Annotated in this window: 28 protein-coding genes; 12 read left to right on the top strand and 16 right to left on the bottom strand. The window is 71.8% G+C overall.

Annotated elements, in window-relative coordinates; all coding sequences use genetic code 11:
* Positions 1 to 360: 360 nt before the first annotated feature.
* A complete protein-coding gene (locus ABZT14_RS05875) occupies positions 361 to 1,041 on the bottom strand; it encodes an NlpC/P60 family protein (RefSeq protein WP_356297650.1) in 681 nt (226 codons plus the stop codon).
* A 393-nt stretch (positions 1,042 to 1,434) separates the two neighbouring features.
* Here ABZT14_RS05875 and ABZT14_RS05870 point away from each other — a divergent pair, with 393 nt between their 5' ends.
* The 4 genes from ABZT14_RS05870 to ABZT14_RS05855 all read left to right on the top strand — a co-directional run bounded on the left by ABZT14_RS05870 (position 1,435) and on the right by ABZT14_RS05855 (position 4,578).
* Positions 1,435 to 2,151, top strand: a complete 717-nt coding sequence (locus ABZT14_RS05870) for a GntR family transcriptional regulator (RefSeq protein ID WP_356297647.1) — start codon at positions 1,435 to 1,437, stop codon at positions 2,149 to 2,151.
* Entirely contained in the window at positions 2,148 to 2,981 is an 834-nt protein-coding gene (locus tag ABZT14_RS05865; protein WP_356297644.1) for a sterol desaturase family protein, read from the top strand. Before ABZT14_RS05870 ends, ABZT14_RS05865 begins: the two co-directional genes overlap by 4 nt.
* Before the next feature lies 1 nt (position 2,982).
* A complete protein-coding gene (locus ABZT14_RS05860) occupies positions 2,983 to 3,729 on the top strand; it encodes a lysoplasmalogenase (RefSeq protein WP_356297641.1) in 747 nt (248 codons plus the stop codon).
* 144 nt (positions 3,730 to 3,873) lie between these two features.
* The gene (locus ABZT14_RS05855; RefSeq protein ID WP_356297639.1) at positions 3,874 to 4,578 is read left to right on the top strand and encodes a GNAT family N-acetyltransferase; all 705 of its coding nucleotides are present in this window, start codon (positions 3,874 to 3,876) and stop codon (positions 4,576 to 4,578) included.
* A gap of 73 nt (positions 4,579 to 4,651) precedes the next feature.
* Here ABZT14_RS05855 and ABZT14_RS05850 read toward each other — a convergent pair whose 3' ends face one another.
* From ABZT14_RS05850 to ABZT14_RS05830, 5 genes are all read right to left on the bottom strand, one after another.
* Positions 4,652 to 5,500, bottom strand: coding sequence for a cytochrome c biogenesis CcdA family protein (locus tag ABZT14_RS05850; protein WP_356297637.1), 849 nt, complete (start codon positions 5,498 to 5,500; stop codon positions 4,652 to 4,654).
* The gene (locus ABZT14_RS05845) at positions 5,497 to 6,255 is read right to left on the bottom strand and encodes a DsbA family protein (protein WP_356297634.1); all 759 of its coding nucleotides are present in this window, start codon (positions 6,253 to 6,255) and stop codon (positions 5,497 to 5,499) included. Before ABZT14_RS05845 ends, ABZT14_RS05850 begins: the two co-directional genes overlap by 4 nt.
* Positions 6,256 to 6,312: 57 nt before the next feature.
* Positions 6,313 to 6,855 carry a hypothetical protein gene (locus ABZT14_RS05840; protein WP_356297631.1) on the bottom strand — a complete coding sequence of 181 codons (543 nt, stop codon included), beginning with the start codon at positions 6,853 to 6,855 and terminating at the stop codon, positions 6,313 to 6,315.
* Between the two features lie 49 nt (positions 6,856 to 6,904).
* Positions 6,905 to 7,309, bottom strand: coding sequence for a hypothetical protein (locus ABZT14_RS05835; protein WP_356297629.1), 405 nt, complete (start codon positions 7,307 to 7,309; stop codon positions 6,905 to 6,907).
* 320 nt (positions 7,310 to 7,629) lie between these two features.
* Positions 7,630 to 8,730, bottom strand: coding sequence for a hypothetical protein (locus tag ABZT14_RS05830; RefSeq protein WP_356297627.1), 1,101 nt, complete (start codon positions 8,728 to 8,730; stop codon positions 7,630 to 7,632).
* Between the two features lie 381 nt (positions 8,731 to 9,111).
* Here ABZT14_RS05830 and ABZT14_RS05825 point away from each other — a divergent pair, with 381 nt between their 5' ends.
* Positions 9,112 to 10,287 carry a cystathionine gamma-synthase gene (locus ABZT14_RS05825; protein ID WP_356297624.1) on the top strand — a complete coding sequence of 392 codons (1,176 nt, stop codon included), beginning with the start codon at positions 9,112 to 9,114 and terminating at the stop codon, positions 10,285 to 10,287.
* A 150-nt stretch (positions 10,288 to 10,437) separates the two neighbouring features.
* Here ABZT14_RS05825 and ABZT14_RS05820 read toward each other — a convergent pair whose 3' ends face one another.
* The 3 genes from ABZT14_RS05820 to ABZT14_RS05810 form a co-directional block, all read right to left on the bottom strand.
* Positions 10,438 to 10,683: a hypothetical protein gene (locus tag ABZT14_RS05820; RefSeq protein WP_356297621.1), complete on the bottom strand. Its 246-nt coding sequence runs from the start codon at positions 10,681 to 10,683 to the stop codon at positions 10,438 to 10,440.
* The gene (locus tag ABZT14_RS05815; RefSeq protein ID WP_356297618.1) at positions 10,680 to 11,240 is read right to left on the bottom strand and encodes a sigma factor-like helix-turn-helix DNA-binding protein; all 561 of its coding nucleotides are present in this window, start codon (positions 11,238 to 11,240) and stop codon (positions 10,680 to 10,682) included. Before ABZT14_RS05815 ends, ABZT14_RS05820 begins: the two co-directional genes overlap by 4 nt.
* Before the next feature lie 80 nt (positions 11,241 to 11,320).
* Positions 11,321 to 11,854 (bottom strand): MarR family transcriptional regulator, encoded by a 534-nt coding sequence (locus ABZT14_RS05810; protein ID WP_356297615.1) that lies wholly within the window; start codon positions 11,852 to 11,854, stop codon positions 11,321 to 11,323.
* Positions 11,855 to 12,670: 816 nt separating this feature from the next.
* On the opposite strand from ABZT14_RS05810, the gene ABZT14_RS05805 reads away from it, so the two are divergent.
* Together ABZT14_RS05805 and ABZT14_RS05800 are read left to right on the top strand one after the other, a co-directional pair.
* Positions 12,671 to 13,717 carry an ATP-binding cassette domain-containing protein gene (locus tag ABZT14_RS05805; RefSeq protein WP_356297612.1) on the top strand — a complete coding sequence of 349 codons (1,047 nt, stop codon included), beginning with the start codon at positions 12,671 to 12,673 and terminating at the stop codon, positions 13,715 to 13,717.
* Positions 13,714 to 14,568, top strand: coding sequence for an ABC transporter permease (locus ABZT14_RS05800; RefSeq protein WP_356297609.1), 855 nt, complete (start codon positions 13,714 to 13,716; stop codon positions 14,566 to 14,568). The genes ABZT14_RS05805 and ABZT14_RS05800 overlap by 4 nt, the downstream gene beginning before the upstream one ends.
* A gap of 79 nt (positions 14,569 to 14,647) precedes the next feature.
* Here the strand turns inward: ABZT14_RS05800 and greA are convergent, their stop codons facing one another.
* Together greA and ABZT14_RS05790 are read right to left on the bottom strand one after the other, a co-directional pair.
* Entirely contained in the window at positions 14,648 to 15,145 is a 498-nt protein-coding gene (gene greA, locus ABZT14_RS05795; RefSeq protein WP_356297605.1) for a transcription elongation factor GreA, read from the bottom strand.
* A 210-nt stretch (positions 15,146 to 15,355) separates the two neighbouring features.
* Positions 15,356 to 15,790, bottom strand: coding sequence for a DUF4307 domain-containing protein (locus ABZT14_RS05790; RefSeq protein ID WP_356297602.1), 435 nt, complete (start codon positions 15,788 to 15,790; stop codon positions 15,356 to 15,358).
* 86 nt (positions 15,791 to 15,876) lie between these two features.
* On the opposite strand from ABZT14_RS05790, the gene mca reads away from it, so the two are divergent.
* The 3 genes from mca to msrA are packed head-to-tail and all read left to right on the top strand — an operon-like array spanning position 15,877 to position 17,762.
* Positions 15,877 to 16,749 carry a mycothiol conjugate amidase Mca gene (gene mca, locus ABZT14_RS05785; RefSeq protein WP_356297599.1) on the top strand — a complete coding sequence of 291 codons (873 nt, stop codon included), beginning with the start codon at positions 15,877 to 15,879 and terminating at the stop codon, positions 16,747 to 16,749.
* A 4-nt stretch (positions 16,750 to 16,753) separates the two neighbouring features.
* Complete coding sequence (locus ABZT14_RS05780) at positions 16,754 to 17,050, top strand: hypothetical protein (protein WP_356297596.1); 297 nt, start codon at positions 16,754 to 16,756, stop codon at positions 17,048 to 17,050.
* Between the two features lie 58 nt (positions 17,051 to 17,108).
* Positions 17,109 to 17,762 (top strand): peptide-methionine (S)-S-oxide reductase MsrA, encoded by a 654-nt coding sequence (gene msrA, locus ABZT14_RS05775; RefSeq protein ID WP_356297594.1) that lies wholly within the window; start codon positions 17,109 to 17,111, stop codon positions 17,760 to 17,762.
* A 157-nt stretch (positions 17,763 to 17,919) separates the two neighbouring features.
* On the opposite strand, the gene ABZT14_RS05770 is transcribed toward msrA, so the two are convergent.
* The gene (locus tag ABZT14_RS05770; protein ID WP_356297591.1) at positions 17,920 to 19,101 is read right to left on the bottom strand and encodes a helix-turn-helix transcriptional regulator; all 1,182 of its coding nucleotides are present in this window, start codon (positions 19,099 to 19,101) and stop codon (positions 17,920 to 17,922) included.
* Positions 19,102 to 19,979: 878 nt separating this feature from the next.
* Between ABZT14_RS05770 and ABZT14_RS05765 the strand changes: the two genes are divergently transcribed.
* Positions 19,980 to 20,576, top strand: a complete 597-nt coding sequence (locus tag ABZT14_RS05765) for a hypothetical protein (protein WP_356297588.1) — start codon at positions 19,980 to 19,982, stop codon at positions 20,574 to 20,576.
* Positions 20,577 to 20,948: 372 nt separating this feature from the next.
* Here ABZT14_RS05765 and ABZT14_RS05760 read toward each other — a convergent pair whose 3' ends face one another.
* Both ABZT14_RS05760 and ABZT14_RS05755 read right to left on the bottom strand, forming a co-directional pair.
* The gene (locus ABZT14_RS05760; protein ID WP_356297585.1) at positions 20,949 to 21,497 is read right to left on the bottom strand and encodes a hypothetical protein; all 549 of its coding nucleotides are present in this window, start codon (positions 21,495 to 21,497) and stop codon (positions 20,949 to 20,951) included.
* A 174-nt stretch (positions 21,498 to 21,671) separates the two neighbouring features.
* Complete coding sequence (locus ABZT14_RS05755; RefSeq protein ID WP_356297582.1) at positions 21,672 to 22,883, bottom strand: MFS transporter; 1,212 nt, start codon at positions 22,881 to 22,883, stop codon at positions 21,672 to 21,674.
* 266 nt (positions 22,884 to 23,149) lie between these two features.
* Between ABZT14_RS05755 and ABZT14_RS05750 the strand changes: the two genes are divergently transcribed.
* Positions 23,150 to 24,118, top strand: coding sequence for a hypothetical protein (locus ABZT14_RS05750; RefSeq protein ID WP_356297579.1), 969 nt, complete (start codon positions 23,150 to 23,152; stop codon positions 24,116 to 24,118).
* 466 nt (positions 24,119 to 24,584) lie between these two features.
* Here the strand turns inward: ABZT14_RS05750 and ABZT14_RS05745 are convergent, their stop codons facing one another.
* Positions 24,585 to 26,234: an ATP-binding cassette domain-containing protein gene (locus ABZT14_RS05745; RefSeq protein WP_356297576.1), complete on the bottom strand. Its 1,650-nt coding sequence runs from the start codon at positions 26,232 to 26,234 to the stop codon at positions 24,585 to 24,587.
* A gap of 87 nt (positions 26,235 to 26,321) precedes the next feature.
* Positions 26,322 to 26,936, bottom strand: a complete 615-nt coding sequence (locus ABZT14_RS05740) for a dihydrofolate reductase family protein (protein WP_356297573.1) — start codon at positions 26,934 to 26,936, stop codon at positions 26,322 to 26,324.
* Positions 26,937 to 26,978 lie beyond the last annotated feature (42 nt).

Below are 26,978 nucleotides of genomic sequence, written 5' to 3'. Positions count from 1 at the left end.
CGGGGGGCCGGCCCCCCGGGCAGCCCACAAGCACCGTGGGGGCGAGGTGAACGAAGCGTGAAGGAGAGGGCGGGGGTCGACCGGACGACGTGGGTCCGAGCGCCCCGGGCGGGGGTGGGAGCCGCCCGGAGCGGGGCGTGAACCGTGCCGGGTCCGCCGTACGCAGCAACCGGTGCGGGAGCAAACTCCAGGGGGTGGGAACCGGGACCGACGCCCACTCCGGGCGCCACCCCGAGCGACCGGTCGCGTGGCCCAACCACCCCGTGTCACCGGGCCGTTGACCGCCCGGTGACACACGTCGCCCGTGTGCCCGTACCGGAAAGCCGGTACGGGCACACGGGCGTGGGGAGTGGCGACGGGTCAGAAGACCCGGTGGTAGGTCGGGCTGTCCCAGACGTTCGACTTCACGACCTTGCCCTGACTGCGGGAGGCGTGCCACACCTTGCCGTCGCCGGCGTAGATGCCGACGTGACCGGGCCAGTGCATCAGGTCCCCGACCTGCCGCTCGGAGGCGGCGACCTTCCGGGTGGCCTCCGCCTGCTTGCCGGAGGTGCGGGGCAGGGTGACCCCGACCTTCTCGTAGGACCGCAGGGTCAGCCCCGAGCAGTCGTAGGTGTTGGGGCCGTCGGCGCCCCACACGTACTTCTTGCCGGCCTGGGACGCGGCGAAGTCGATCACCTTCTTGGCCTTGGCGGCGTGATCGCCGCCGCCGGAGCCGGTCAGCGCGGCCCAGGTCTGCGGGCCGACCACACCGTCCGCCTCAAGTCCCTTGCTGGACTGGAAGCTTCGCACCGCCTTGTCGGTGGCGGCACCGAACTTGCCGTCGACCTCAAGGCTGGCGCCGTGGCTGTTGAGGCGGCACTGCGCCTCCCGCACGGAGTTGCCGGTGGAGCCCTTCTTGATCTTCACCTGGTCCGACTTGACGCAGGCGGCGGTGGTTTCGGTGTTCGCGGATGCCATCGACGTGCCGAGCGCGGTGACGCCGCCCAGCGAGAGGGCGCCACAGGCGACCAGGGTGACGGCTCTTTGCGTGATCTTCACAGTGAGTCCCCGTCCGTGAGGGTGAACTGGTGGGTTGCCAGCCGGAGTTGGCTTGGTCGGCGAGCCTGACGGCACCTCGCGGCGTTCGCCAACCGTTTGTTGCCCAGATCACAAAAGCGGGCCGGGGGGTGGCCGAACTGGTGGTGATCGGATATCGCGGCCGGCCCCGGAAGCGGCCGTACCGAGCACCCCGACCCCCCGTCCACGGAGCCCGCCGCAGGGGCTCGCGCCCCTGGTGGGAGGGCCCGCCCCGACGGCGGCGCCGGCCGCACCCGGGGCCCGGAACCCTGCGCTCCACAGCCGGGACACGCCCTGGGCACCGCCCCGGGCGGTTCGGAAAATCCCGTGGTCCAACCAGTTGACCACCCGCCCCGGCGAGCGGACCCTGAGCCCATGCGGCAGCCATCCATCCGGCGTGAGGCGGTCTCCCAGCAGCTCTACGGGCTGTTGCGCGACAGGATCCTCAGCGGCGACCTGACCCCGGGCACCGCCCTGACCACCGAGCGGGACCTCTCCGAGGAGTACGGCGTGAACCGGCACGCCGTCCGCGAAGCGGTCAAACGGCTCCAGCAGGCCCGACTCGTCGAGGTCAGCCACGGCGGCCGGACCCTGGTGCGGGACTGGCGGCAGACCGCCGGGCTGGACCTGGTCGTGGAACTCGCCCAGTCCGGCGAGGGGCCCGCGACCTCCGAACTCGCCCGTGACGCCCTGGAGATGAGGGCCTGTGTGGGCGCCGACGCCGCCCGGCTCTGCGCCGCCCACCGTTCCCGGGAGACGGCCGAGGAGATCGTCGCCGCCGCCGAACGCTACGCCCAGGCCGGGCCGGACCTGGCCGTGCTGGGCGCCGCCGACGTCGCCTGGTGGCGATTGATCGTCCAGGGGTCGGGCAACCTCGCGTACCTGTTGGCGTTCAACAGCCTGGTGAGCGGGACCCTCTCGGTCGCCGACCTGCCGATGGACCTGCGTACCGCCGAACTCCTGGACGTCGAGGCGCACACCCGGCTCGCGGAACTGATCGCGAACCGCGAGCCGGAGCGCGCCGAGCGGCTGGCGCGTGACCTCCTCGGCCGCAGTGTGCCGGCCCGCACCGGGGAGGCGAGCCGGAGATGATCCCCGCGATCCTCTACGCCATCCCCGCCTTCGTGCTGCTCGTGCTGGTGGAGGCGGCCTCCTACCGTTTCCTGCCGGACGACGAGGAGCGCGGCTACGAGTTGCGCGACTCGGTGACCAGCATGTCCATGGGAGCCGGCAGCCAGGTGGTGGGGCTGCCGTGGAAGACCGTCACTATCGCGGCCTACGCCGGCCTGTACACCCTCTCCCCCTGGGAGCTGTCCCCCACCTCGGTGTGGACCTGGGTGCTGCTGTTCTTCGCGGACGACCTCGCCTACTACCTCTTCCACCGGGCCCACCACCGGGTGCGGGTGCTGTGGGCCAGCCACGTGGTGCACCACTCCAGCGTCCACTACAACCTCTCCACCGCCCTGCGGCAGAGCTGGACGCCGATGACCTCGCTGCCGTTCTGGCTGCCGCTGGCCCTGCTGGGCATCCCCCCGTGGATGATCCTGCTCCAGCAGTCCGTCAGCCTCGCCTACCAGTTCCTCCTGCACACGGAGCGGATCAACACCCTGTGGCGGCCGGTGGAATGGGTCTTCAACACCCCCTCCCACCACCGGGTCCACCACGGCAGCAACAACCCCTACCTGGACCGCAACTACGGCGGCATCCTCATCGTCTGGGACCGCCTGTTCGGCACCTTCGAGCCCGAGGGCGCACCGGTGGTCTACGGGCTGACGAAGAACATCCGCACCCACAACCCGCTGCGCGTCGCCTTCCACGAGTACGCGGCCCTGTGGCGGGACGTACGTCGGACCCCCTCCTGGCGGGAGCGGGCCGGCTACCTGCTCGGGCCGCCCGGCTGGGCACCGAAGGCGGAGAGCTGAAATGCCGCCGCTGATCCCGGTGTTCGCCCTGCTCGCCCTGGTCGACCTCACCGGCATGGTGCTGGAGGCACCCGTACTGGAGTGGCTCAGCAAGCCGCTGCTCGCCCCGGTACTCGCCTGGTACCTGTGGCGTACGACGGGACGACGGCACCCCCTGGTCCTGGTCGGCCTCGGCTTCGCCACGGCCGGCGACGTGACCCTGCAACTGGGCGACGCCTGGTTCCTCCCCGGCGTCCTGTGCTTCCTGGGCACCCAGGTCTGCTGGACACTCGCCTTCGCCCGCGCGGGCGCGGTCGGCTACCTCCGCCGGCACCGCGCGCTGTGCGCCTGCTACCTCGCGGTCTGGACCTCGGCGGTCGTCGTACTGGCGCCCGCCCTGGACCCGGCGCTGGCCGTGGCCCTCGCCTTCTACAGCCTCGCCCTGGTGGTGATGGCCTGTACCGCCAACGTGCTGGGGGCACGGGCCGCCTGGGGCGGAGCCACCTTCGTGCTGTCGGACATGCTGATCGGCCTCGACGTGGCCGGACTGAACTTCCCCGGCCGCTCACCCCTGGTGATGGCGACCTACGCCCTGGCCCTCGCGCTGGTCGTCACCGCCTTCGCCGCCCACGACCCGGAGCCCGCCGACGGGTCCGGCTCCGGGAGCGACGGCGACAGCAGCGACAGCGACAGCGACAGCGACAGCGACGACGGGGACGGCGACGATGACGGCGCCCGGCCCGGAACCGACAGGAAGACGTCGGCCTGACAGGTCGCACGGCTCCTGCACGGAGGCCGGCTCCCCACCTCCGCGCACCACCGTGGAGAATCCCGGACGGCGGCGCCCCGATGGCCACCCCCAAGGTCGGGCGCGCGGCCACCGACCGGACGCGCACCAGAAAGGCCCAGCACCATGGCGAGCGACGAAAGCACGGTCCTCACCCCGCTCGACGACCCCGTGGGCGGGTCACTGCGCGGACCCCACGCCGACCTGGGGCGCTGGCGCCACCGGGCCGGCACCTTCACCCCACAGGTGGCGACCTTCTCCACGGTCCCGGCCGACGCCCGGGCGGAGGACTGGGCCGACCTGGCGCGGCTCCTGGGCTCCGGGGAGTTCGCCGACATGTTCAGCTGCGAGGCGACCCCGCCCCCGGACTGGGAACCGGTCTTCACCCTCGAAGGACGGCAACTGACCTGGGACGGCACCGTTCCGACCCCGGACCCGGACGACCCCCGGGTGGTGGAGCTGACCGAGGCCGACGTACCGGAGATGCTCGACCTGGTCGACCGCACCCGTCCGGGACCGTTCTGGCCGCGTACCCGGGAACTGGGCACCTACCTGGGCGTCCGCGAAGGTGGCCGGCTGGTGGCCATGGCCGGCGAACGGCTCCGTCCCCCGGGCGGCACCGAGATCAGCACCGTCTGCACCACCCCCGAGGCACGGGGGCGCGGTCACGCGGCCCGGCTGGTGAACGCCCTGGTGGCCCGGGTGCTGGCCCGGGGCGAACTCCCCTTCCTGCACGTGGCCGAGGCGAACACCGGGGCCCGGGCCCTGTACGAACGGCTCGGCTTCACCACCCGCCGGCACGTGACCTTCCGGGGCTTCCGCACCCCCTGACCCGCACGGGGTCGGCCGGCCTCCGCCACGGTCCGTCGGGACGGTGGCGGAGGCCGGGCCCGTCATGGTGCGCTCACTCCCGCCGCCGTGCCGCGTCCCCCCGGCGACGGGGGTCCCGCACCAGGAGCAGCAGCCCGACCACCGCCCCGAGTGCGGCGAGGACCAGCAGCAGGGTCCGGTCACTGACCGCCCCGCCGAGGGCCGACAGCCGTTCCTCCCAGGCGAACTCGGACTCCGTACTCAGCGGTGAGGGCAACGCCGAGGTGCCGTCGAACAGCAGGAACACCACCCCCAGGACGACGAACAGCGCTCCCCCGACCACCGAGGTGCTGTGCAGGGTCAACGGCCCCACCGGGAGCGCCCGCCCCCGCAGCCAGCGCCGGTGACCGAGGTCGAACCGGTCCCACAGCAGGGCCAGTACGAAGACCGGCACCGCCATGCCCAGGGCGTACACGGCCAACAGCACGCCCCCGTGCAGGGGTTCGCCGTCCACCGCCGCGACCGTCAGGATGCCCCCGAGGATCGGTCCGGCGCAGAAGCCGGCCAGCCCGTACACCGCGCCCAGGGCGAACACCGACAGCGCCGACCCGGTACGCCGCGCCCCCGCCGCCCGGGCCAGGCCACGGAACCCGAATCCGAACCCGAGGGCCTGGGCCACGCCGAGGCCGACGAGCACCCACCCCCCGGTGGTGACCAGCAGGTCGCGGTGCCCGTAGAAGAGGCGGCTGGCGAACGAGCCGGCCACCCCGAGCGGCACCAGGGTCAGGCACAGCCCGACGTAGAACACCCCGGTCCAGGCGACCAGTCGGAAGCGGCTGGTCAGGGAGTAGGCGAAGAAGGCGGGCAACAGCAGGGCGCTGCACGGGCTGAGCAGGGCCAGGAGCCCGCCCAGGAACGCCACCGTGAGGCTGGCGTCGCTCACTTCTCCGCCGCCTTCGCGGCGGCAGTGATCGCCGACGTGAAGACGCCGGTCGGCTGGGCGCCCAGCAGGGGCCTGTCGTTCACCAGGAACGCGGGGGTACTGGTCACGCCCAGTCCGTAGCCCTCCCGCTGGTCCTTCTCCACGGCCTTGCGCGCCCGCGGGGAGGACAGGTCGGCGCGGAACCGGTCGAGGTCGGCCACCTTGGCCTTACGGGCCATCGCGACCAGTTTCGCGGTACCGAACTCACCGGCGTTCCGTTTGCGGGGCTCGGCGTAGACGACGTCGTGGAACTCCCAGAACCTCCCCTGCTGTCCGGCCGCCCAGGCCGCGTGGGCGGCCCGGTTCGACTCCTCGCCGAAGACGGGGAAGTTGCGCCACTCGATACGGAGGATGCCCTTCTTCACGTAGGAGCGCAGGAGTTCGGGTTTCGTCTCGCGGGCGAACCGTCCGCAGAACGGGCACTGGAAGTCGGAGTACTCGATCATCACCACCGGGGCGTCGGCCCGCCCGACCGCGAGCGGGTCGGAGGCGTCGCGCCGGGCCAACGCCAGCAGTCCCTTGTCGGGGGGTGTCGGGTCCGCGCTCTCGGGGCTGCCGGAGGCGGCGGGTTCACGGGCCCCGCTGTCCCGGCCGTCACCGTCGTCGAGGGTGAGGGCGAAGGCGGCCAGGGTGACGGCGACCACCAGTGCCGTGCTTCCCAGTACGGTGCGGCGCCGGCCGCGCGGGGTGGTGGAGGAACGGTCGGAGTCGGGCATGGAAGGCCTCCGGGTGCCAGAGAAGAGGGGAAGGAAGTGGGGCGCCAGGCCGCGAGGTCACGCGGCGGCGGGGACCGGGCATTCGGCCTGGGCGGACAGCCGTCGCACCGCCGCTTCGGCGAGCAGCAGTACGGAGGCGACGGCCAGCAGGGGCTGTACCGGGGCCCAGTAGCTCAGGGCGCCGGAGGCGCCGAGCAGGACGAGCACCAGCTTGTTGCACAGCGGGCAGCCCACCGCGAAGAAGGACAGGGCGCCGCCCACCGCGCCGAGACGGCCCTCGGGGCCGGCGGGCGCCGGGGTCGCCGAGGTCGCCGAGGTCGCCGCTGGGCGGACGTAGGTGCTCAGCACGAGGCCGGCGAGCAGCGCGGTCAGGGCCAGGACGGGATAGTTCCACCACTGGACCGGGAGGGAACGGCCGAACAGCGGGTTGGGCACCACGGCCGTGGGAGCGCCGACGACCACGGTGGTGGCCAGGGCTCCCAGGCCCGCCACCCACCACTGTCTCGGGCTCCAGGTACGCAGTGCTCCGCCCGCTCGGCGGAGGGAACGCCGGGGGCGCCCGGCCTTCCGGTAGGAGGGGTAGCGCCGGGAAAACGGCATGAGGAAGCTCCGTTCGAAGAGGACAGCGGGACCGACCGCGAGGGTCGGCCTACAGCCGCAGAACGGAGCGGGAGGTCACCGGGGGCGGAGGCGAGGGACCACCGGGCAGCAGGGCCTCAGCGGGGTGCGACCAGGTGGTCCGGGGCTCGGCGACGGCCGGGAGGGCCAAAGCCGGCGGGGACGGGGGCGGGCCCTCGGCCCGCTGGGTGACCGACTGGTGCACCGTCGACTTCCTGCCGCAGGGCGTCGAGTCGCCGCCCGCGTCCGAGGGGGCGTCCACCTGGGATACGGCGACCGCCGGGGAGGGCGCCGGAAAGGGCACAGCCCGCTCGGCGGAGGAGGCCGGCGACCCCGCGCGCCCGAACACGCACAGCAGCAGCACCGTCAACACCAGCAGGGCGAGCACGCCTCGGGGCGCGGCGTACGACGCCGCCCACCTCGGTGCTCGCGTCATGGATGTGGCCCTCCTCCGGGAAGTAGCCACACCCTAGAACACCCCGGAACGCGCCTCCCGGGCGACCGGTCCGACGGAAACGTCCCGCCCCGGACCCACCGGCCACGTCCCCCTCCAGAGTGCGGCGCGCGCGGGGACGACGGCGGGCGGGATCGCTGTCTCGCGACCGCGAGGGACACCGATGGGTTCGTGATCACACCAGCCCCGGCGGGGCGTGTGGGCACCCGCCGAACGGTCGCGGCCGGCCCACGCGTCCGAAGACGAGGAGGGCGCCGGGGCAACGCCGGTCAGGTCGGGCGGCCCCTCCGACGTACCAGGGGTCAGACGGCCTCCCGGCCGGCCAGGGCCAGGGAACGGTAGGCGACGTACGCGGCGACCGGGTCGGACTCGTCGACCCACGGCACGGCGCCGATGTAGCCGTCGACGGCGTGCAGTTGCTCCAGGGCCTCGGGGTACTGCTCGGCCCGGACCAGGAACCACAGCAGCAGATGGCGTACGTGGGGCACCACGGGGTTGCCGTGGCGGGCGTTCTGCACCGCGAACTGGGCGCCGTGGATGGCCTGTTGGACCACCGCGCTCTGGTAGAACCCGCGCACCAGCTGTACGTCGGGCAGGTGGTCGTAGACCGCGAACAGGGGCAGCGCCGACAGCAGGCTGCCCTCGGTGCCGGAGGCCGCCGCCCGCTCGGCGAAGGCGTAGGCACGTTCCCGGGTGCCCTGCGGATCGCGGGAGTGGTACGGCAGCGCGGCGAGGTGGGCGCCCATGTGGTGCGGGGCGAGTGCCGTGACCCGGGCCCACAGGGCGTCGAACTCCTCGGCGGAGTACCCCAGTCCACGGGCCACGAACAGTTCCACCACCAGCGGCACCACACTGTGCGGGCTCAACTCCCGGGCCTGGTGGGCGACGTTGCGCGCCTCCTCCAGGACGATCCGGTGGTCGGCGGAGTCGGGCTGGCCCAGCGCCTGCCAGACCAGGAACTGCGCGTACACCTCGGCACCGCCGGCGTCGTCCGGGCGCTCACCGCGCCACTGCCGCAGCCAGCGGGCGTCCGGGCGGGAGAGGGTCTTGCCCTCGGCGGGGTCCGCTTCCTGCCGGCTCCGGGACAGTTCGAGGGCGGCGGCCCCGGCGATGGACTGGACGCGCTGCCACCGCAGTTCGCCCTCGTGGTCGGTCAGGGCGAGCAGCTGCGCCACGGGCCGCCAGTCCTGGGTGCGCTGGGTCTCGCCGAGGGCCTCGACCAGCTCCGGGTCCGGTCCGGGCAACCGGAGGTCGAGGTCCTCGGTGGGCACCAGACCGTGGACGCCCTCGGCCCCGCTCAGGGAGGTGTGCAGCTCCTTCACCGCCTGCCGACGCCGGAGGGCGGGCACCAGCAGCACGCCCGCGAAGGCGGTCAGGACGATCAACAGCAGCAGGACTTCCATGTCGGCGCTCTCTTCAAGCTTCGGGCTTCGGGCTTCGCGTTCTTCTGGCTCTGCGGGTTCTGCGGGACTCTCGGTGTACTCGGCGCTTCCGGGGCTCCCCGGGCCCCGTCCGGCTCCCACCCGACGGACCACTCCGGGTCGTTTCGCCGGCCCTCGTGGAGACCTACGCGTCACGGGCTCCAGAAGTTTCCGGGGCTCCCCTCCACAGTCCCACGAGTCGGCTCCCGTGCGGTCCCCGGCGGCCACGGCCCCCCTACGGACCCGTAGCGCCAGGGTGGGCCCACACCGGGTAGTGGAGTGCCGGGGCCCTTCGGGATTCCGACGGGCCGATACGGGGTGGACCGCGTTGCCTCCACCGTACGGCCCATTACGCTCGGCTCCATGAACGAGCAGCAGCAGTCCCACAGCTCCCACGGCCCACAGCACGGCTTCGAGACCCTCGCGATTCACGCGGGGCAGGAGCCCGACCCGCACACCGGCGCGGTCGTCCCCCCGATCTACCAGGTCTCCACCTACAAGCAGGACGGCGTCGGAGGGATGCGCAACGGCTACGAGTACAGCCGTTCCGCCAACCCCACCCGCACCGCGCTGGAGGAGAACGTCGCCGCCCTGGAGAGCGGTCGGCGTGGCCTGGCCTTCGCCTCGGGGCTGGCCGCCGAGGACTGCGTGCTGCGCACCCTGCTCAAGCCCGACGACCACGTGATCATCCCGGACGACGCCTACGGCGGCACCTTCCGGCTGTTCTCCAAGGTGGTCGAGCGCTGGGGCATCGAGTGGTCGGTGGCCAACACCTCCGACCCGGCGGCGGTACGGGCGCAGTTGCGGGACCGGACCAAGCTGATCTGGGTGGAGACCCCCTCCAACCCGGTGCTGGGCATCACCGACATCGCGGTGATGGCGGAGGTGGCGCACACCGCCGGCGCCCGGCTGGTGGTGGACAACACCTTCGCCAGCCCCTACCTCCAGCAGCCGTTGACGCTGGGCGCGGACGTGGTGGTGCACTCCACGACCAAGTACATGGGCGGCCACTCCGACGTGGTGGGCGGCGCCCTGGTGGTCAACGAGGACGCCCTGGGCGAGGAGTTGGCGTTCCACCAGAACTCCATCGGCGGGGTGGCGGGCCCCTTCGACTCCTGGCTGGTGATGCGCGGCATCAAGACGCTGGGCGTACGGATGGACCGGCACTGCTCCAACGCGTCCCGGGTCGCCGAACTGCTGGAGGCGCACCCCCGGGTGAGCCAGGTCTACTACCCGGGCCTGCCCTCGCACCCCGGCCACGAGGTCGCGGTGAAGCAGATGCGCGCCTTCGGCGGGATGGTGTCCTTCCGGCTGCGGGAGGGCGAGCGGGCGGCCCTGGAGGTCTGCGACCGTACGAAGGTGTTCACCCTGGGTGAGTCGCTGGGCGGGGTGGAGTCGCTGATCGAGCACCCGGGGAAGATGACCCACGCCTCCACCGAGGGTTCGGCGCTGGAGGTCCCCTCGGACCTGGTGCGGCTGTCGGTCGGTATCGAGTCCATCGACGACCTGCTGGCGGACCTGGCGCAGGCCCTGGGCTGACGCGGGCGGCGGCGGTGAGGTCGCTGGCGCCCTCCGGCGCCGCTCACCCCGCCGGTATCGCCGTACGAGGGGGCCGGTCTCCGCTTCGGGCGCGGGACCGGCCCCCTGTGCTGCCCGCGTTCCGGGCAGCACCACCAGGGGGCGTCGGGCTCACCAGTCGACCGGGGTGGTCTGGGTGGGCGGCATGACCCACGGCTGGGTGCGCAGCGCCCAGACGGTGAAGGCCACCACCAGCAGGACGGCCAGCAGCCAGGCGAGTCGGCGTACCACGCGTTGGCGTCGTACGAGCCGGTCGCCCCGGTCGATGGCGCGGGCGGCCAGGTCCATGGGCGCGGGCTGTACGGACTGCCGCAACAGGCGGGCGACCTCGGTCTGTTTGCGGTCGGGCGCGCTCATGGGGCCACCGGTTGTCGGGGGCGGCGCCGGGGGTGCCACCAGGGGTGGTCGGGGGGTTCCGGGGTGCGCGGGGTACTGAGCACGGTGGCCATGCCCCGCAGACACAGCGCGTGCACCCGCTCCAACGGGAGGCCGAGGAGGGCGGCGACCTGCTGTTCGGCGATGCCCTCGTGGAGCCGCAGCACCACGACCAGGCGTTCCTGCGGGGACAGGGGGCCCAGCAGCCCGCCCCGGGAGCGGCGGTAGCGCCAACCGGTGTTGTGGTAGAGGAGGACGAGTTCCTGTCGACTGTGGTCGTAGGGGTCCTCGCCGCGCAGGCCGTGCCAGCCGGCGTAGGTACGTGCCAGCGCGGTCACCAGGAGTTGTTCGGCCTCGGGGGCGTGTCCCGGGGGTTCGCCGGTCAGCAGCGCGGCGGCATGGAGGAGCCGGCCGCCCGCGCCCGCGACGTACGCCTCGAACTCCCGGGCACGGCGGCGGTCCCGCTGGTCCCGTCGGTCCCGTTCACCGCCGTGGTCGTGCGTGCCGTGAACGGAACCCGTGATAAGGGTCTCTCGCACCGTGCGCGCCTCCTGTCCATCCATTGGACGGTGGGCACGATGATCAAATCAAGGTCTGCGACTGTCCGTTATGCCAGCCCTCAGGCGGACGGCGGGCCGGGGTTCTGGGCCATGGCCTCGGAGAGGGCGGTGTTGAAGCGGGTGAGGAGCGCGCAGAAGGCGCGGCGGTCGTCCTCGTCCCAGCTGTCGGTGAGCTGCGCCATCAGCTCGCGGCGGGAGGCGCGCACCTCGTCCAGCCGCTGCTTTCCCCGCTCGGACAGCCGGAGCACCACCGCACGGCCGTCGTCGGGGTGGGAGGCACGGCTGACCAGGCCGGAGTCGACGAGGGGGGCGACCTGGCGGGTGACGGTGGAGGAGTCGATGCCCATGCCCTCGGCGAGCGCCTTGACCCCCATCGGGCCCTGCTGGTCGAGCCGGTTGAGCAGGAGGTAGGCGGCGCGGTCCATGGAGTTGCGTACCTGGCCGACACCGCCGAGCCGGGTCTGTTCGGCACGTCTGGCGAACAGGGCCACCTGGTGCTGCATGGTTTCGAGGACCTGACCGGCCGCTGTCTGTTCGTCGACCGCGTCGGAGCTGGGGGAGGTGGACGCGGTCAGGTGGGGTTGGGTCGCCATGGCCGAGATGCTCGCTTCGTCAGGAGTCACGGGTTACGAGGGTGTGGGCCCACAGCGTACGCGGCCCGACGCGAGGGCGTGCGGTCCATGGACAGCTCGGTCCCCCTGTTCTCCCCGGGGCTGAGGGGGCGCGTACCGCCGGCCCCGCCCCGGTGTCCGGCGGTACGCGGGCCCCCGGTCGCGGACACCTCGCGGGAGGGCGCCCCCGGGCGGGCGGACCGGAACCCCCGGCCGGCCGGCTCGTTCTGGCTACCGGGCGCCCTCGCGCGGTTCCGTCGGGCCGGCGCCCGCACCCCGCGAGGCCGGGCACCCTCCGGCTGCCCGGCGCTTCGCCGTACGCGTTGTCAGAGGTTGCTGCCACTGTGGTGGACGTCAGCCGTGTCCGTACCGGACCCCCGGGTGGGGCCCGCAGCGGTGGAGGTGGGAGCACGAGCGAGGAACGAGCGGCCGGGCCCCGGGCACCGGCGGCCCGGCGGCCGACCCGGTGGGGAGCCGGCCCGGTGCGGCGTACCCCGGGGTGCGGCACCGGGTGGTCCGCGCGGCCCGGGGCCCAACGAGCCGTGGCGGTCGGTGGGTTGGAGGTGCTCTCCTGGGAGTGAAAACCCTTTGACCCCCGATGTCGGCCGGCCCATAGTGGGCCAGCTCCGTCAGCGGCCGTGACCGGTCGGGTCAGCGCCCCGGGCCTCCCCCGGTGGTGCGCCCCGCCCCTCTCCCCCAGGTCACCCGGCCGCCTCCCTCCCCTCCTTCGTCCCGTACTCCCTCTCCCTCCTCACCCCCCTCAACCGACCCATTCCTCTGACCCCTTGGAGCTCCCTTATGCCAGGCGCGATCTACGCCGAGGGTCTGGTCAAGACCTTCGGCGAGGTGCGGGCACTGGACGGCGTGGACCTCGACGTACCGGAAGGCACCGTGCTCGGTCTGCTCGGTCCCAACGGCGCCGGGAAGACCACGGCCGTACGCGTCCTGACCACCCTCATCGAACCGGACAGTGGCACCGCCACGGTGGCCGGCATCGACGTGCTGCGACGACCCAACGAGGTGCGGCGCAACATCGGGCTGTCGGGGCAGTTCGCGGCCGTCGACGAGTACCTCACCGGCCGGGAGAACCTCCAGATGGTCGGCCAGCTCTACCAGATGCGCGCCAAGGCGGCCCGCGCCCGGGCCGACGAACTGCTGGAGCGGTTCCACCTCGCCGACGCCGCCGACCGTACGGCCAAGACCTACTCCGGCGGGATGCGGCGCCGTCTGGACCTGGCCGCCGCCCTGGTGGTGCACCCCCCGGTGATGTTCATGGACGAGCCGACCACCGGCCTGGACCCCCGCAACCGGCAGGAACTGTGGGAGGTGATCGAGGAACTCGTGGCCGGTGGCACCACCCTGCTGCTCACCACCCAGTACCTGGAGGAGGCCGACCGGCTGGCCCACGACATCGCCGTGGTGGACCACGGCCGGGTCATCGCCAAGGGCACCTCGGACCAGTTGAAGGCCCGCACCGGCGGTGAACGGGTCGAGGTGGTCGTCCACGAGGCGGACCAGGTCGCCACCGCCGAGGAGCTGCTGCGCGGCTTCGGCAAGGGCGACGCCGTGGTGGAGACCCACACCCGGAGGATCACCGTTCCGGTCTCCGGCGGCGCCAAGCTGCTGGCCGAGGTGATCCGCGAACTCGACTCCAGGGGCGTGGAGATCGACGACATCGGCCTGCGTCGGCCCACCCTGGACGACGTGTTCATCTCCCTCACCGGGCACGCCGCCGAGCGGCGTCCCGAGGAGGAGGGCGAGCGCCCGGCCGGCGGCACGGCCGAGGCCGGTGACAGCGGTAACGACAGCGACAGCGACCACACGGGCAGGGAGGCCAGTCGATGAGCGGCACCGTCAAGGAGGCCCCGAGGGCGGTGGCCGCACCGTCCCGTTCGGCGCTCGCCCAGTCGGTGCGGGACTCCCTCATCGTGAGCAAGCGCAACCTGATCAGGATGCGGCGCATCCCCGAGATGGTGATCTTCGGACTGTTCCAGCCGATCATGTTCGTGGTGCTGTTCAGCTACGTGTTCGGCGGCTCGATGAACATCGGCGGCAGCACCGACCCCGGCATCTACCGCGAGTTCCTGATGGCGGGGATCTTCGCCCAGACCGTCACCTTCGCCACCGCGGGGGCGGGCGCGGGCATCGCCGAGGACATGCACAAGGGGCTGATCGACCGGTTCCGTTCGCTGCCCATCGCCCGGGGCGCGGTGCTCACCGGGCGCACCCTGGCGGACCTGGCGCAGACCCTGCTGACGCTGATGGTGCTGGCGGTGGTGGCGCTGTTGGTGGGCTGGCGGGCGCACACCAGCATCCTGGAGGTGCTGGCCGGCTTCGGCCTGTTGCTGCTGCTGGGATACGCCTTCACCTGGATCGGCGCGCTGATCGGCCTGTCGGTGCGGACCCCGGAGGCGGCCACCTCGGGCGGGCTGGTCTGGCTGTTCCCGGTGACCTTCGTGTCCAACGCCTTCGTGGACCCGGGCCGGATGTCCAACTGGCTCCAGACGGTGGCCGACTGGAACCCGTTCAGCGCCACCGTGCAGGCGGCCCGTGAGCTGTTCGGCAACCCCGGGGTGACCCACTCCGACGCCTGGCCGATGCAGCACCCGGCATGGGCCTCGCTGATCTGGTCGGTGCTGATCATCGCGGTGTTCCGCACCCTGGCGGTGCGGAAGTACCGCCGGGCCGCCGGCTGACGGCACCCGCGCCCACACGTGGGCTGGGCCCCTGCCGTGCGTTCCACGGCGGGGCCCAGCCCACGGTGCTGCGAGAGGGTCAGCCCTGGTAGGGCTTGGCCTCCAGGATGCGTACGGACGCGATCTTGCCGTTCGGCAGTTCGTACTCCGCGTCGTCGCCGGCCTTCTTGCCGTTCACGCCACTGCCCAGCGGGGACTGCGGCGAGTAGGTCTCGATGTCCGAGCTGGCGTACTCCCGGGACGCGAGCAGGAAGCGCAACGTGTCGTTCTCGTCACCGTCGAAGGCGACGGTGACGACCATGCCGGGCTCGACGACTCCGTCGTCCGCCGGCGCCTCACCGACCTTGGCGGTCTCCAGCAGCTGGGTCAGCTGCCGTACGCGCAACTCCTGCTTGCCCTGCTCTTCCTTGGCCGCGTGGTAGCCGCCGTTCTCACGGAGGTCACCTTCCTCGCGGGCCGCCTCGATCTTCTTCGCGATCTCGGTGCGTGCAGGACCCGACAGGTACTCCAGCTCCGCCTTGAGCTGGTCATACGCCTCCTGGGTCAGCCAGGTGACGTTGTCGCTGGTCTGGGTCACAGGTGCTCCTCGTCGGGTACTCGGGGTCGTTGGTGAAAGGTGCTCGTAACAACAAGCAACGCCCTCCCGATAAGCCTGTGCTCCAACGGGAGGACGAAACCACGAGCTTAACAACGTCCATGAGAAAGCAAAGGAAATTATGCCCTCCGCGCAGCTTCGGACACGGAGGGTTCCCCTGGAGTCGCGCTCAGTGGATCTCGCCCTGCCGGATCAACTCCCCTGCCGTGTACAGCCGACCAGTTCCGCACTGGTCGCCCGGCTCGTGGTGCGCAGCGTCACCACCGTGTCCACCCGGTCCTGACCGGGGGCGAAGGTGACGTCCCGGCGCCCCACTTCGGCGCCGTCGGTGGCCTGTGCGCGCACCGTGCACACCCCGCGCACGTCGGCGTCCTTGCGGACCTCCAGGTGCATCTGGACCGAACGGTCCGAGGCCACCCGGAACTTGATCAGCTCCCCGCTGACGGACTGCCCCGTCACATAGGAGAACCCGATCCAGACCACCCCCACGAGGAACAGCACGCCCAGTACGGCGCCGCCCACCCGCAGTGCGCGGTCCCGTCGCGCGTCCTGGCCGCGTTCACCGGCGGCGAAGCCCCGTGCCGAACTCCCGTACCGGCCGGGTGGGGTGTCAGTGCCCTTCGCCATGATGGGGTTCCTCACTGGAATAAGGGGGCTGCCGCTTCGGTCACTATAGAAGTCGCCTCCACTCACGAGACCACGAGGACCAAGCCTTGAAGCAGCAGCTGCGACTGATGGCCGTGCACGCGCACCCCGACGACGAGTCGAGCAAGGGCGCGGCGACGATGGCGAAGTACGTCTCCGAGGGGGTGGACGTACTGGTGGCGACCTGCACGGGCGGGGAACGCGGCTCCATCCTCAACCCCAAGCTCCAGGGCGACCCGTACATCGAGGAGCACATCCACGAGGTGCGGGCCAGGGAGATGGAGGAGGCGCGGCAGATCCTCGGTGTGCGCCAGGCCTGGCTGGGGTTCGTGGACTCGGGGCTGCCGGAGGGCGACCCACTGCCCCCGCTGCCGGAGGGCTGCTTCGCGGTGCAGGACGTGGCGGAGGCGGCCGAGCCGCTGGTGCGGCTGATCCGCGAGTTCAGGCCGCAGGTGATCACCACCTACGACGAGAACGGCGGCTACCCGCACCCGGACCACATCATGACCCACAAGATCAGCATGGTCGCCTTCGACGCCGCCGGTGACCCCGAGCGGTACCCGGACTCCGGCCCCGCCTGGCAGCCCCAGAAGCTGTACTACAACCAGGGCTTCAACCGCCCCCGCACCGTCGCCCTGCACGAGGGCCTGCTGGAACGCGGCCTGGAGTCGCCGTACGGGGAGTGGCTGGAGCGCTGGAAGTCGATACAGCGCGAAGAGCGCACCCTGACCACCTACGTGCCCTGTGACGAGTTCTTCGAGATCCGTGACAAGGCCCTGATCGCCCACGCCACCCAGATCGACCCCGACGGGGGGTGGTTCCGGGTGCCGATGGACGTGCAGCGCGAGGTGTGGCCCACCGAGGAGTACGAGTTGGCCAGGTCCCTGGTGGACACCTCCATCCCCGAGGACGACCTCTTCGCGGGTATCCGGGAGAATTGACGCCATGAGCACCCCCATCGCCCTGGCCACGCGGGGCAGCGAGCTGGTCCGGCTGGCCGAGGAACTGGACAAGAACAAGGTCACCCCCGGCGTGCTGGGCTTCCTGGTGTTCGCCGCACTCGGCGCCGCCGTGTGGATGCTGATGAAGTCCATGAACCGGCACATGCAGCGGGTCGACTTCGACGAGGAGGACCCCGCCGCCGGCACCCGCCGGAGCGACGGCGGGACCGCGCGCCGGGAGGAGGCGGAGGCCGGCACGTCCACGGGCGTCACCGGTTCCCGCGACGACGACACCACCTGACACAGGACATCCGGGGGCCGGCCCCAGGCCCCCACCACCGCGACCCCGGGAGCACACCATGCTGTTCGGCCGTCAGACCCTTCGACTGCCCAGCCCCGAGGAGGCCCTGCCGGGCCGGCCCGAGCGGGAGTTCCCCGTGCCCGAACGGCACACCGTGCTGGGCAACTCCCTGCTGGGCCCCTACCCCGAGGGGCTGCGCGTCGCCGACTTCGGCCTGGGCTGCTTCTGGGGCGCGGAACGGATCTTCTGGCAGCAACCGGGAGTGTGGACCACCCTGGTCGGCTACCAGGGCGGCCACACCCCGCACCCCGCCTACGAGGAGGTGTGCTCGGGGATGACCGGTCACACCGAGGCGGTGCGGGTGGTGTTCGACCCCCAACAGGTCAGCTACGAGCGGCTGTTGGCCCTGTTCTGGGAGTCCCACGACCCCACCCAGGGCTTCCGCCAGGGCAACGACCGGGGCACCCAGTACCGTTCGGCGGTCTACACCCACTCCGAGGAGCAGCTCCGCGAGGCCGAGGCGTCGCGGGAGGCGTACCAGAAGGTGCTGACCGCCGCCGGACACGGCGAGATCACCACCGAGATCCTTCCCGCCGAAGGGCGCCCCTTCTACGCGGCGGAGCCGTACCACCAGCAGTACCTGGACAAGAACCCGGGCGGCTACTGCGGCATCGGCGGCACGGGCGTGGCCTGCCCGGTGGGCCTGACATAGGACCCAGGACACACCAGAACCCCACTCGGGGGCGCCCCCTCGGCAAGAGGGGCGCCCCCGAGTCGTGCTGACGGCGTACGAGACGGGGCGGCACGCCCCGATACACGGCCCCCTCTCGGACCGTTGCTCTCGGGCGGGGTGATGCCCTAGGTGCTGCCTATCGAAGCCCGGCGCGCTTGGCCATGTCCGACAGACCGGGCCTGGCTCGCTGGTGGGCGACCACGAGGACACGAAGGACTTCCCGAGCCATGGGGTGGAGACGGGCCATCTCTGGTGCTACGCGGAAGGCCGCCGACAGGGACTCTTCGGCACCCGCGTGGTCGCGAAGAGCCAGTCGGGCTCGTGCCGCGTCGATGTGCAGCCGGCCGACCCGACTCGGGCGGAGGCCCTTCGGCGGCCGACGGGAGAACGGCTCCGCCATCTCCCACGCCAGGTCCGGCTGGCCCAGTTCCACACGAGCAGCGAGCTCATAGAGCGCGGTGTTGCCCGGACCAAAGGTCAGGTTGTGAAGCAGTTGGTCTTCCTCCAGCCGTGCCGCCAACTGCTTGGCCTTGGCCAGGTGGGCGTCCGTGGCCCCCTTGTCCTTGTGCCGGGAAGCCAGGACCACTCCGCGGAGGTGGAGAGACCCCAGAGTCACTACGGACTCGGGATCGTTGGACGTGAGTCCTCGTTCGAAGGTGGAAATGGCCCGGTCGACTATCGCCAGGCCGTCTCCGTAGTCGCCGGCCGATTGATGAACGCCCGCCTCGTTCCAAGCAGTTGCCGCCGACGCAACGGGGCTGAAGGTCTGAAGGGCCGCCCATGCCTGTCTGGACACGATGGTCTCGGCCAAGTCCGCTTGCCCCATCCTGTGAGCCACCGCGTACGCGCAGCCGTACACGTCCGCCACCTGTGTCCAGGCGGTGGCATCACCGCCCGCAGCCAGCGCGGAGGCCGTGACCTCTCCGAGGAGAGTCGGGAGAGTCTCCAGGAGTTCCCCGTAGCGCGTGTCCGCGCGGAGAGCGGAGGCCCGGGAGAGGCTCCTTGCCAGCCCCTCTGGAGGCGGCACGTCCTCACGGGGCAAGGTGTGTCGGCGCACAGCCCGACGCAGCGAATCGAGCTGGGTCTCCAACTCCTCCGGGTCCGTGTACGGGCTCCCGTTGAGGCGCTGCGTGCTCACGCCCAGCGCACGTGCAATCGCCGCTACGACAGGCGGGGTGGCAGCCCTGTCCCCTCGCTCAATCTTGCGGAGGAGAGAGGCCGAGACGCCAGCCCTGGCGGCTAGCGGCTCCTGCCCGATGCCTCGGGCACGGCGCAGCAGAGCGATGTTCTCACCGGCTGCGGGGTGGGTGCGTTCCATGAACTCACTGTGCCAGGTCCAGGGGACGAGTGGGAGCCATCGCCGTTACGCCCCTCTCCTGAGCTGAGTTTGTGTCAGTCGTGTGTCAACTGATCATGGAAAACCACAGTTAACTGTACGTGTCAGAACGAGCACGCAGAACCCCCGCAGCAGCTGCCTCCGTTGCGGGGAGGCGGGCCAACTACCAAGGAGTGCTGACGTGGTGGACCTTATCGATGGGACGAAGTGACCATGCCTGCGGTTACGCACGCGACCAACGGCACACCTCCCCGCGAACGCGCGACCGACGAACGCACGGGCCGTACCGGGCAGTTGATGGAGCGTGGGCCGGTACACGCATGGCTCCGCCCCGTGGGAAGAGGTCGGGAATGGGAGGTTCAGTGCGAACATCTCGCCGTCCACGTCCCCGAGGAGTACTGAAGGGCATGTGGGCTGCCGAAGTCCGCACGGGGGATGTCCTGGTGGTGGCCGGGACTGCCTTCAGAGTCGTGGGGCGACGTGTGGTGCGGGACGGCGCGGGGACTCGGAAGACGCAACTCCGCTGTGACCGTGGGATGAACCTCACCCTCCCTCCCCGCTCCCCGGTGAACGTGTACCGGACGGAGGCGGAACGCGAGCCGTCTACGTCATCGGCCGGTTCGCCGGACTGATCGCCCTGACCGTCGTCTTCGGGATCAGTGGGCTCATCGTCCTTGCTGCGGCCACCAGCCGCCTGTGAACCGCCGCCCCTGGTGGGAGAGGTCCCGGCCAGGAAACCCTCACCAGGGGCGGCTTCCACTCCATAGAGAGGAACAACCAGCATGACAGTTGCGACAGAAGCGTCAACCCACCAGCCGCCCGTGCCCGTTGAGCGCGGCAGCCGACCAGGAGTACCACCGGTGGACGAGTTGCTGCGCTCGTTCACCCGCGCCCAGATCACCCAAGACGTGGTCACCTCCGCCATCGAGGACGATGAGACGCCCCGAAGCGTCGCGTGGATCACCGAAGAACTGTCGCGCGGCACCGATCGGCTGAGGCAGATGGTGCTGACCTCAGCCGAGCATCAGGGGCCGTTCCAGGAGCGCGAATGGATTCTGGTGACCCACATGTACCTCTACGCACGCGTCGCGGTGGCGGCCCAGACCTGGCGTGAAATGGCGCGGGTGGCAGACGGGGAACCGCTGGAGTCCCTGCTCCTCCACCTCGACGATCGCGTCTGGGCGGACACTGTGGCCCTCCGGGAAACGGACAAGGTGTCCCCGGCCGCCGCCCCGACGGTACGGGCGGTGGAGGTGCCCTGGACTCGGGAGCCGGTGTGCGAGCGGGGCCAGGAGTTCTGGTCGGTGCTGTGTCGGTACGCGGGGCACCGGCTCATCCTCCAGACGGTCAGCACCTCCCTGTTCCGGTTCGGCGCCACACCGGCCGTACTGTCCCGACTCAGCCTGGTGTCCCGCGAGATCAGCGACACCCTCACTGCCCTTCGCGTCTCCCACTGACGCTCGCCTCTCCCACTGCTCCTTCTCCTCTCCGTTTGGCCTCCTCCGGCCGGAGGGGTGGAAAGGAGTCGGTGGGCCGACGCCCCGTCAGCCGTTGTCCGCTGACGGGGCGTCACTTTGGTGCTGGTCTCCCTCCGGCGTTGATGACTGCCGACTCCAGAGCGACCGCCTGGCGGTGGTCTTCGAACGGTCACCCCCCGAGGGGGCGCCCCCGAGTCGTGCTGACGGCGTACGAGACGGGGCGGCCCGCCCTGATACACGGCGGCCCCCCCTCGGACCGTTGCTCTCGGGCGGCGCGCGGCGGCCGACGGGGCCGCCCGTTCGGTACGGGTGCGCGGCGTGCGGACCGCCTCGGCTGCCCCGCTTCGGCGGTCAGCCCGCCTCGGCCTCCGTGATCAGTTCGCGTGCCTTGCCCTCGGCCTGGTCGTACCGGTCCGGGTAGGCGGAGCGCTGCACGCTCTGCGCCAACTCCCCTGCGGTGAGATCGGGTTGGGCCTGGTCGACGGCCACGGCGTGTTCCAGGAACCTGGTGGTGGCGTGCACCGGGTCCAGGCACTGTTCCGGCGTCCCCCAGACCTCTCCGGGGCTCTGCTGGAACACACCGAGTGTGTCGCCGCAGTCGAGGTTGTTCATATGGGACGAGACCCAGCCCGCCTCGAAGGTCGCCAACAGGACCTTGTCGTTGACCTCCTGGTCGACGGCCACGCTGTGGACGGTCCTGATGACGGCCGGATCGTGCTGGGGCGGTACCTCGCACCTCGGCTGCGCGCCGGCCCCGGTCGGGGAACCGTGGCCCGTACCCGGCCGGAGAGTCGGGTCCCCGGCATGGGCGGAGGTGGAGAGGGCGCCGAGGACCAGCAGGGCGCCGGCCAGCCCGTACACGCCTCGCCTGAGGCCGCGTCCGGTCGTGCGGTGCGTCATGGGGGGTTCCCTTCGCGTGGGACGGGTCGGGTGGGCGCCGGTGAGTGGACGCCGCCCGGTGGGCACCGGATGAGAGGACGGCGCCGAAGCTAACGGGATGTCAGGGACGCGTCAATGTGCGGGGCAACCCCCGCGCCACCCCGCACCGTCCGCCGACCGTGCCCCGGTCCGGCCCTACGAGGGGGAACCGGGCGCGGGGTGGGGGCGGTGGAGACGGGGGTCGCGGAGGAGGAGCCAGGTGCCGAAGACGGTGACCGCCATCAGGCCGAAGTAGAGGGTGGCCGAGACCGGCAGCAGGGCACCGCCGAGTACCGGGCCGAAGAAGAAGCCCAGGTACCGCAGTTCGGCCAGACCGTAGTAGGCGCCCTTCTGGGAGTCGGGGGTCAGGTCGTGGATGACCGCGTCCGGCAGCGGGAACAGCACCGCCTCCCCGAACGTCCACACCACGGCGCCCAGGTACAGGAACAGCAGGTGGGACTCCAACCCCCGGAACAGGGGGCAGGCCAGGGCGAAGCCCACACACCCCACCAGCGCCAGCCGGGGCCGGGACAGCCGGCGGGACAACCGTTCGGCCGGCCACTGGAAGAGGATGGCCAGCACCGAGGTGAGCGCCAGCATCAGCGAGAAGTGGCTGACCCCGCCCTGCCCGTAGTGGTCCCGCAGGTACAGCGGCAGGATCATCTCGAACTGGGAGAACACCAGAAACAGCACCAGCCCGGCCCCCACCACCCTCACCAGCCCCCGGTCCCGCAACGCCCGACGCCAACTCCCCGCCCGGGACTCCGCGTCGCCCACCCGGTCCAGGTCCCCCAGCGAGGAGGCCCGGAACTGGAGCAGCAGCAGGTAGCAGCCGTACAGCACGGCCGGAGTCAGGAAGATCATCCAGTGCGCCAGCCGGAACAGCAGCGCCCCGCCCAACGGGCCGAGGGTGGCGCCCAGACAGAGGGTGACGTAGCGGACGCGGAAGACCGTCTCGCCCGAACTCCCGGCGGCCGTCAGGGACATCAGCTTCTTCATCGCGGGCTCGACCAAGAGCCGGGCCACCCCCAGCAGCGCCACCAGGGGAACGACCAGGGCGACCTGGCGGACCAGGGTGAGGGTGGCGTACACCGCGACGTTGAGGGCGAGACCCACCCGGATCATCCGGGTACCGCCGAGCCGGTCGGCCAGGCCACCACCCCACAGCCCGCCGAAGGCGGACACCAGCGCGATGGAACCGGCGATCCCGCCCACCACCGCGTCGGACAGGTCCGAGATCGCCGAGAGGTACAGGGTCAGGAACGGCACCGTGGCGAAGAAGGCCAGGGCGTTCAGCAGGCTGCCGACGACCAGCAACCGCTGTACGGGATCGCCGTACCAGGACCCCGCCCGTGCGGGTGCGCTCATACGACTCCTCGGATCCGCCCTCGTCGACGGCCGCCGCCCTGAGCCGTGCCCGTCGCCCCTCCTGGCCGCCACGACACGTCCCCGGACGGAGCCCGAACACGGAGGTGACCGCCCCGGGCCGGCCCACTGTCGGCTCGCCCACCAGGGCAGTGGCCTCGCGGAGGTTATCAGCAGGGCGCGGCCCGCCAACGCCGCGTCAGGCCCCCTCGAACGGGAACCGCGAAGGCCGGGTACGGATGTCAGTGGGCTCTGACAGGCTGCCCCTCATGACGATCACCGCTGACGCCTCCGCCCTCTCCTCCGACGCCCCGCTGCCCATGCGGCTCCACTCACCGGAGGAGCTGGTGCAGTCCTGGAGTTCCCTGGACGAACTGGCCGAGTCGCTTGAGGAGTTGGAGGACGACGAGGAGCTGAAGGTGGAGCGGATACCCCACGTTCCCGAGGTGTACCTCACGGTGCGCCCCACCGGGGACGACTCCTTCGAGGTGGTGCGCCGGGACGGGCCCGAGCACGGCAAGGCCCGGGGGGAGCTGCCCGACCTGGCCGCCACCTGCGAGTTGGTGAGTGACTGGATCGCCCACAGCGGCGACGACGGTGCCTGGCGGCAACGGTGCGCCTGGACGCCGCTCCAGGAGCCCCCGGCGGAGGAGTTGGAGCCGCTGGACGAGGAGGCAGCCGAGCAACTGGCCGAGCAGCTGCCGCTCATGGTGCTCACCGGTTTCTCCGAGTCCTACGAGGTGGCCGAGGAGTTGGTGGAGCTGCTCCAGGAGGAGATGGACGACGAGGAGGCGTGCACGATCTCCCACGTACTGCCCCTGGTGGACGAGTTGTGGATCAAGCGTCTCGCGGAGCAGGCCGAATGGCCCGAGGTCACCGAGGTCGACCGGCTGGAGGAGGCGTTCGAGGCACTGCCCGACCGGGGGGTGGCCGCCGAGACCCACGCCAGTTGCTGCGCCCGGTGCGGCTCCGGCGAGATGGCCGGGGTGGCGGAGGACGAGGAACTGGAGGGATACGTCTTCTCCCACGTCCAGGGCACCGAGGGGGCCATCGAGGGCCGAGGGCTGTACCTCTACTTCGGCGCCCTGAACCGCTCGAAGGAGGCGGACGCCGAGATCGGCCGGCGGGTGGTGGAGGAACTGCGCGCGAAGGGCCTGACCGTGACCTGGGACGGTGACCCGGAGAACGCGATACACCTGCCGACCCTGGAGTGGCGCAACCGTCTCCCCGAGGGCTGACCCCGCACCCGGGGCCGGCCCGGAGTACGGCGCCCCCGGCGGGGCGGCCGGTCGGGCGCACCGTGGCTGGTCGGATGCCGGCGGAGGCCGGTCAGAGGCACCGTGTGGGGCACCAGGTCCTCCGGCCGGGACCGGTACGTCGCCGGGGCGTGCCCCTGTGGCACCGGAAGGGGGCCGCCCCCCTGTCCGGGCACCCACCGGGGCGGCGGGGGCACCCTCGTACGCGATCGGCGCCCCCTGCCCCCGGGCCTGGCTCCGGCATCGGCATCGGCATCGGCATCGGGTGGAGGCTCCCGGCTCAGCGGCCCTGCCCTCACGGCCGGGCACCTACCGGAACAGCCGGAGGCGCCCCCGTAAGAGGACGAAGGACAGGTGCCCTCCCGCACTCCGGCACCAGCACCCGTGCCCCCGCCCTCACGGCAGGAACACGGGCAGGAGCACGGACAGAGGACAGCGGACGCCGGGGTTACCGGGCGCCGCTGGTACGGGTCCGGGAGCCGGGACGTCCCAGGTCCCACACCGCCTCCGGCGTCTCCCGCACGGTGCCGTCGGTGCCGAACACCAGGAAGCGGTCGAAGGAGCGGGCGAACCAGCGGTCGTGGGTGACCGCCAGGACGGTGCCCTGGTAGCTCTCCAGCCCCCGTTGCAGGGCCTCGGCGCTCTCCAGGTCGAGGTTGTCCGTGGGCTCGTCCAGCAACAGGGCGGTGCTGCCGGCCAGTTCCAGCAGCAGGATCTGGAACCGCGCCTGCTGGCCCCCGGACAGTCGGCCGAAGGTCTGGTCGCCCTGCCGGTCCAACTCGTAGCGGCGCAGGGCGCTCATGGCCGCGCCCCGGTCGTGGGCGTACTCGGTCCACAGCAGGTCGACCAGGACCCGGTCCTGCCAACCGGGGTGGGCGTGGGTCTGCGCGAAGTGGCCGGGCACCACCCGGGCGCCCAGCCGCCAGTGGCCGGTGTGCGCGACCTCCTCCCCGGCCGGCCCGCCGGCCAACAGTCGCAGGAAGTGGGACTTGCCGGAGCCGTTGCCGCCGAGGACGGCGACCCGTTCCCCGTAGAACACCTCCAGGTCGAACGGCTTGGTCAGGCCGGTGAGTTCGAGCCGCTGGCAGGTCACCGCGCGCTGCCCGGTACGGCCGCCGCCCAGCCGCATCTGGATGCGCCGCTCCCGGGGCGGCTCGGGTGGTGGGCCGGCCTCCTCGAACTTCCGCAGCCGGGTCACGGCCGCCCGGTAGCGGGAGGCCATCTCGTCGCTGCGGGTGGCGTACCGGCGCATGTCCTCGACCAGCCGCCGGAGTTGGGCGCGCTTGTCCTCCCACCGCCGGCGCAGTTCCTCGAAACGGGCGAACCGTTCCCGGCGGGCCTGGTGGAAGGTGGCGAAACCGGCGCCGTGCACCCACAGGTCGGAGCCGGAGGGGGTCGGCTCCAGACTGACGATCCGGCCCGCCGCGCGGGCCAGCAGTTCACGGTCGTGGGAGATCAGCAGCACGGTCTTGCGGGTCTCCCGCAGCCGGCCCTCCAGCCAGCGCTTGCCGGGTACGTCCAGGTAGTTGTCCGGCTCGTCCAGCAGCAGCACCTGGTCCGGCCCACGCAGCAGCGCCTCCAGGACCAGCCGCTTCTGCTCGCCCCCGGAGAGGGTGCGCACCTCCCGCCAGCGGGCGAGGTCGAAGGGCAGTCCCAGGGCGTCGGTGGTGCAGATGTCCCAGGTGGTCTCGGCCTCGTATCCCTGGGCCTCGGCCCAGTCGCTGAGGGCCTGGGCGTAGGCGAGTTGGGCCGGTTCGTCGTCCCGTTCCATCAGAGTGGCCTCAGCTCGCTCCACCGCTTCGGCGGCCTCGCGGAGGGCGGGCGGGGAGATGGAGACCAGCAGGTCGCGTACGGTGCGCTCGTCCCGTACCGAACCCACGAACTGGGGCATCACCCCCAGTCCTCCGCTGGAGGACACGGTGCCGCCGTGGGGCTGGAGTTCCCCGGCCAGCAGCCTCAACAGGGTGGTCTTCCCGGCGCCGTTGGGGCCGATGAGGGCGGAGACCTCGCCGTCGGCGACCTTGAAGGTGGCGTCGGTGAGCAGCGGGGTGCCGTCGGGGAGGAAGTAGTCCAGGTGCGCGGCGGCGAGATGTCCCATGCGGGCATCCTGGGGCAAGCTCCCGCCCGGCCTCAAAGGCTTTTCCGCCCGGCGCCACCGCCGGTCACCCGGGCGAGGCGGGTGACCTCACTCCCCCACGGTGCCGAACCGGGGCTCGCCCTCCAGCCGGTAGGTCACCAGGTTGATCCCGGAGGGGGTGACCTGGTGGTCGGCGAGCTGGTACGCGGTGGGGGCGGTCGCCCCCTCGAACAGCCGCCGTCCCCGGCCGAGGACCACCGGGAAGTACAGCAGCCGCATCTCGTCCACCAGCCGGTGGCGCAGCAGGAAGCCGGTCAGCTGGAGGCTGCCGTGGATCTGCACCTCGTGGGGGTACCGCTCCTTCAGCTCGGCGACCCGGTGGGGCACGTCCCCGTCCAGCACGGTGGTGCCGGCCCACTCGGGGTGGGTGAGGGTGTGGGAGGCGACGTATTTCGGCAGCCGTTCCAAGCCCTCGCTGACGGGGTCGCCGGGTTCCACGTGGTGGGGCCAGTAGGCCGCGAAGATGTCGTAGGTGCGCCGGCCGAGGAGGAAGGCGTCGGCCTCCTTGAACCAGGTCGCCACCTGGTCCCCCGCCGCCTCGTCGAAGTACGGCCACACCCAGCCGCCCAGGTCGAAGCCGCCGCTGGTGTCCTCGTCGGGCCCGCCGGGGCCCTGGGACACCCCGTCGAGGGTGAGGAAGGTCTGGGAGATGAGCCGTGCCATGGTCGTCCGCCTTTCGGGCCGGGGCCTCCGGGGTTCCGTACG

Origin of the sequence: Streptomyces sp. NPDC005438 (assembly GCF_040606315.1) — a bacterium.
Lineage (GTDB): Bacteria > Actinomycetota > Actinomycetes > Streptomycetales > Streptomycetaceae > Streptomyces.
This window is presented reverse-complemented; position numbering and strand designations above follow the sequence as displayed.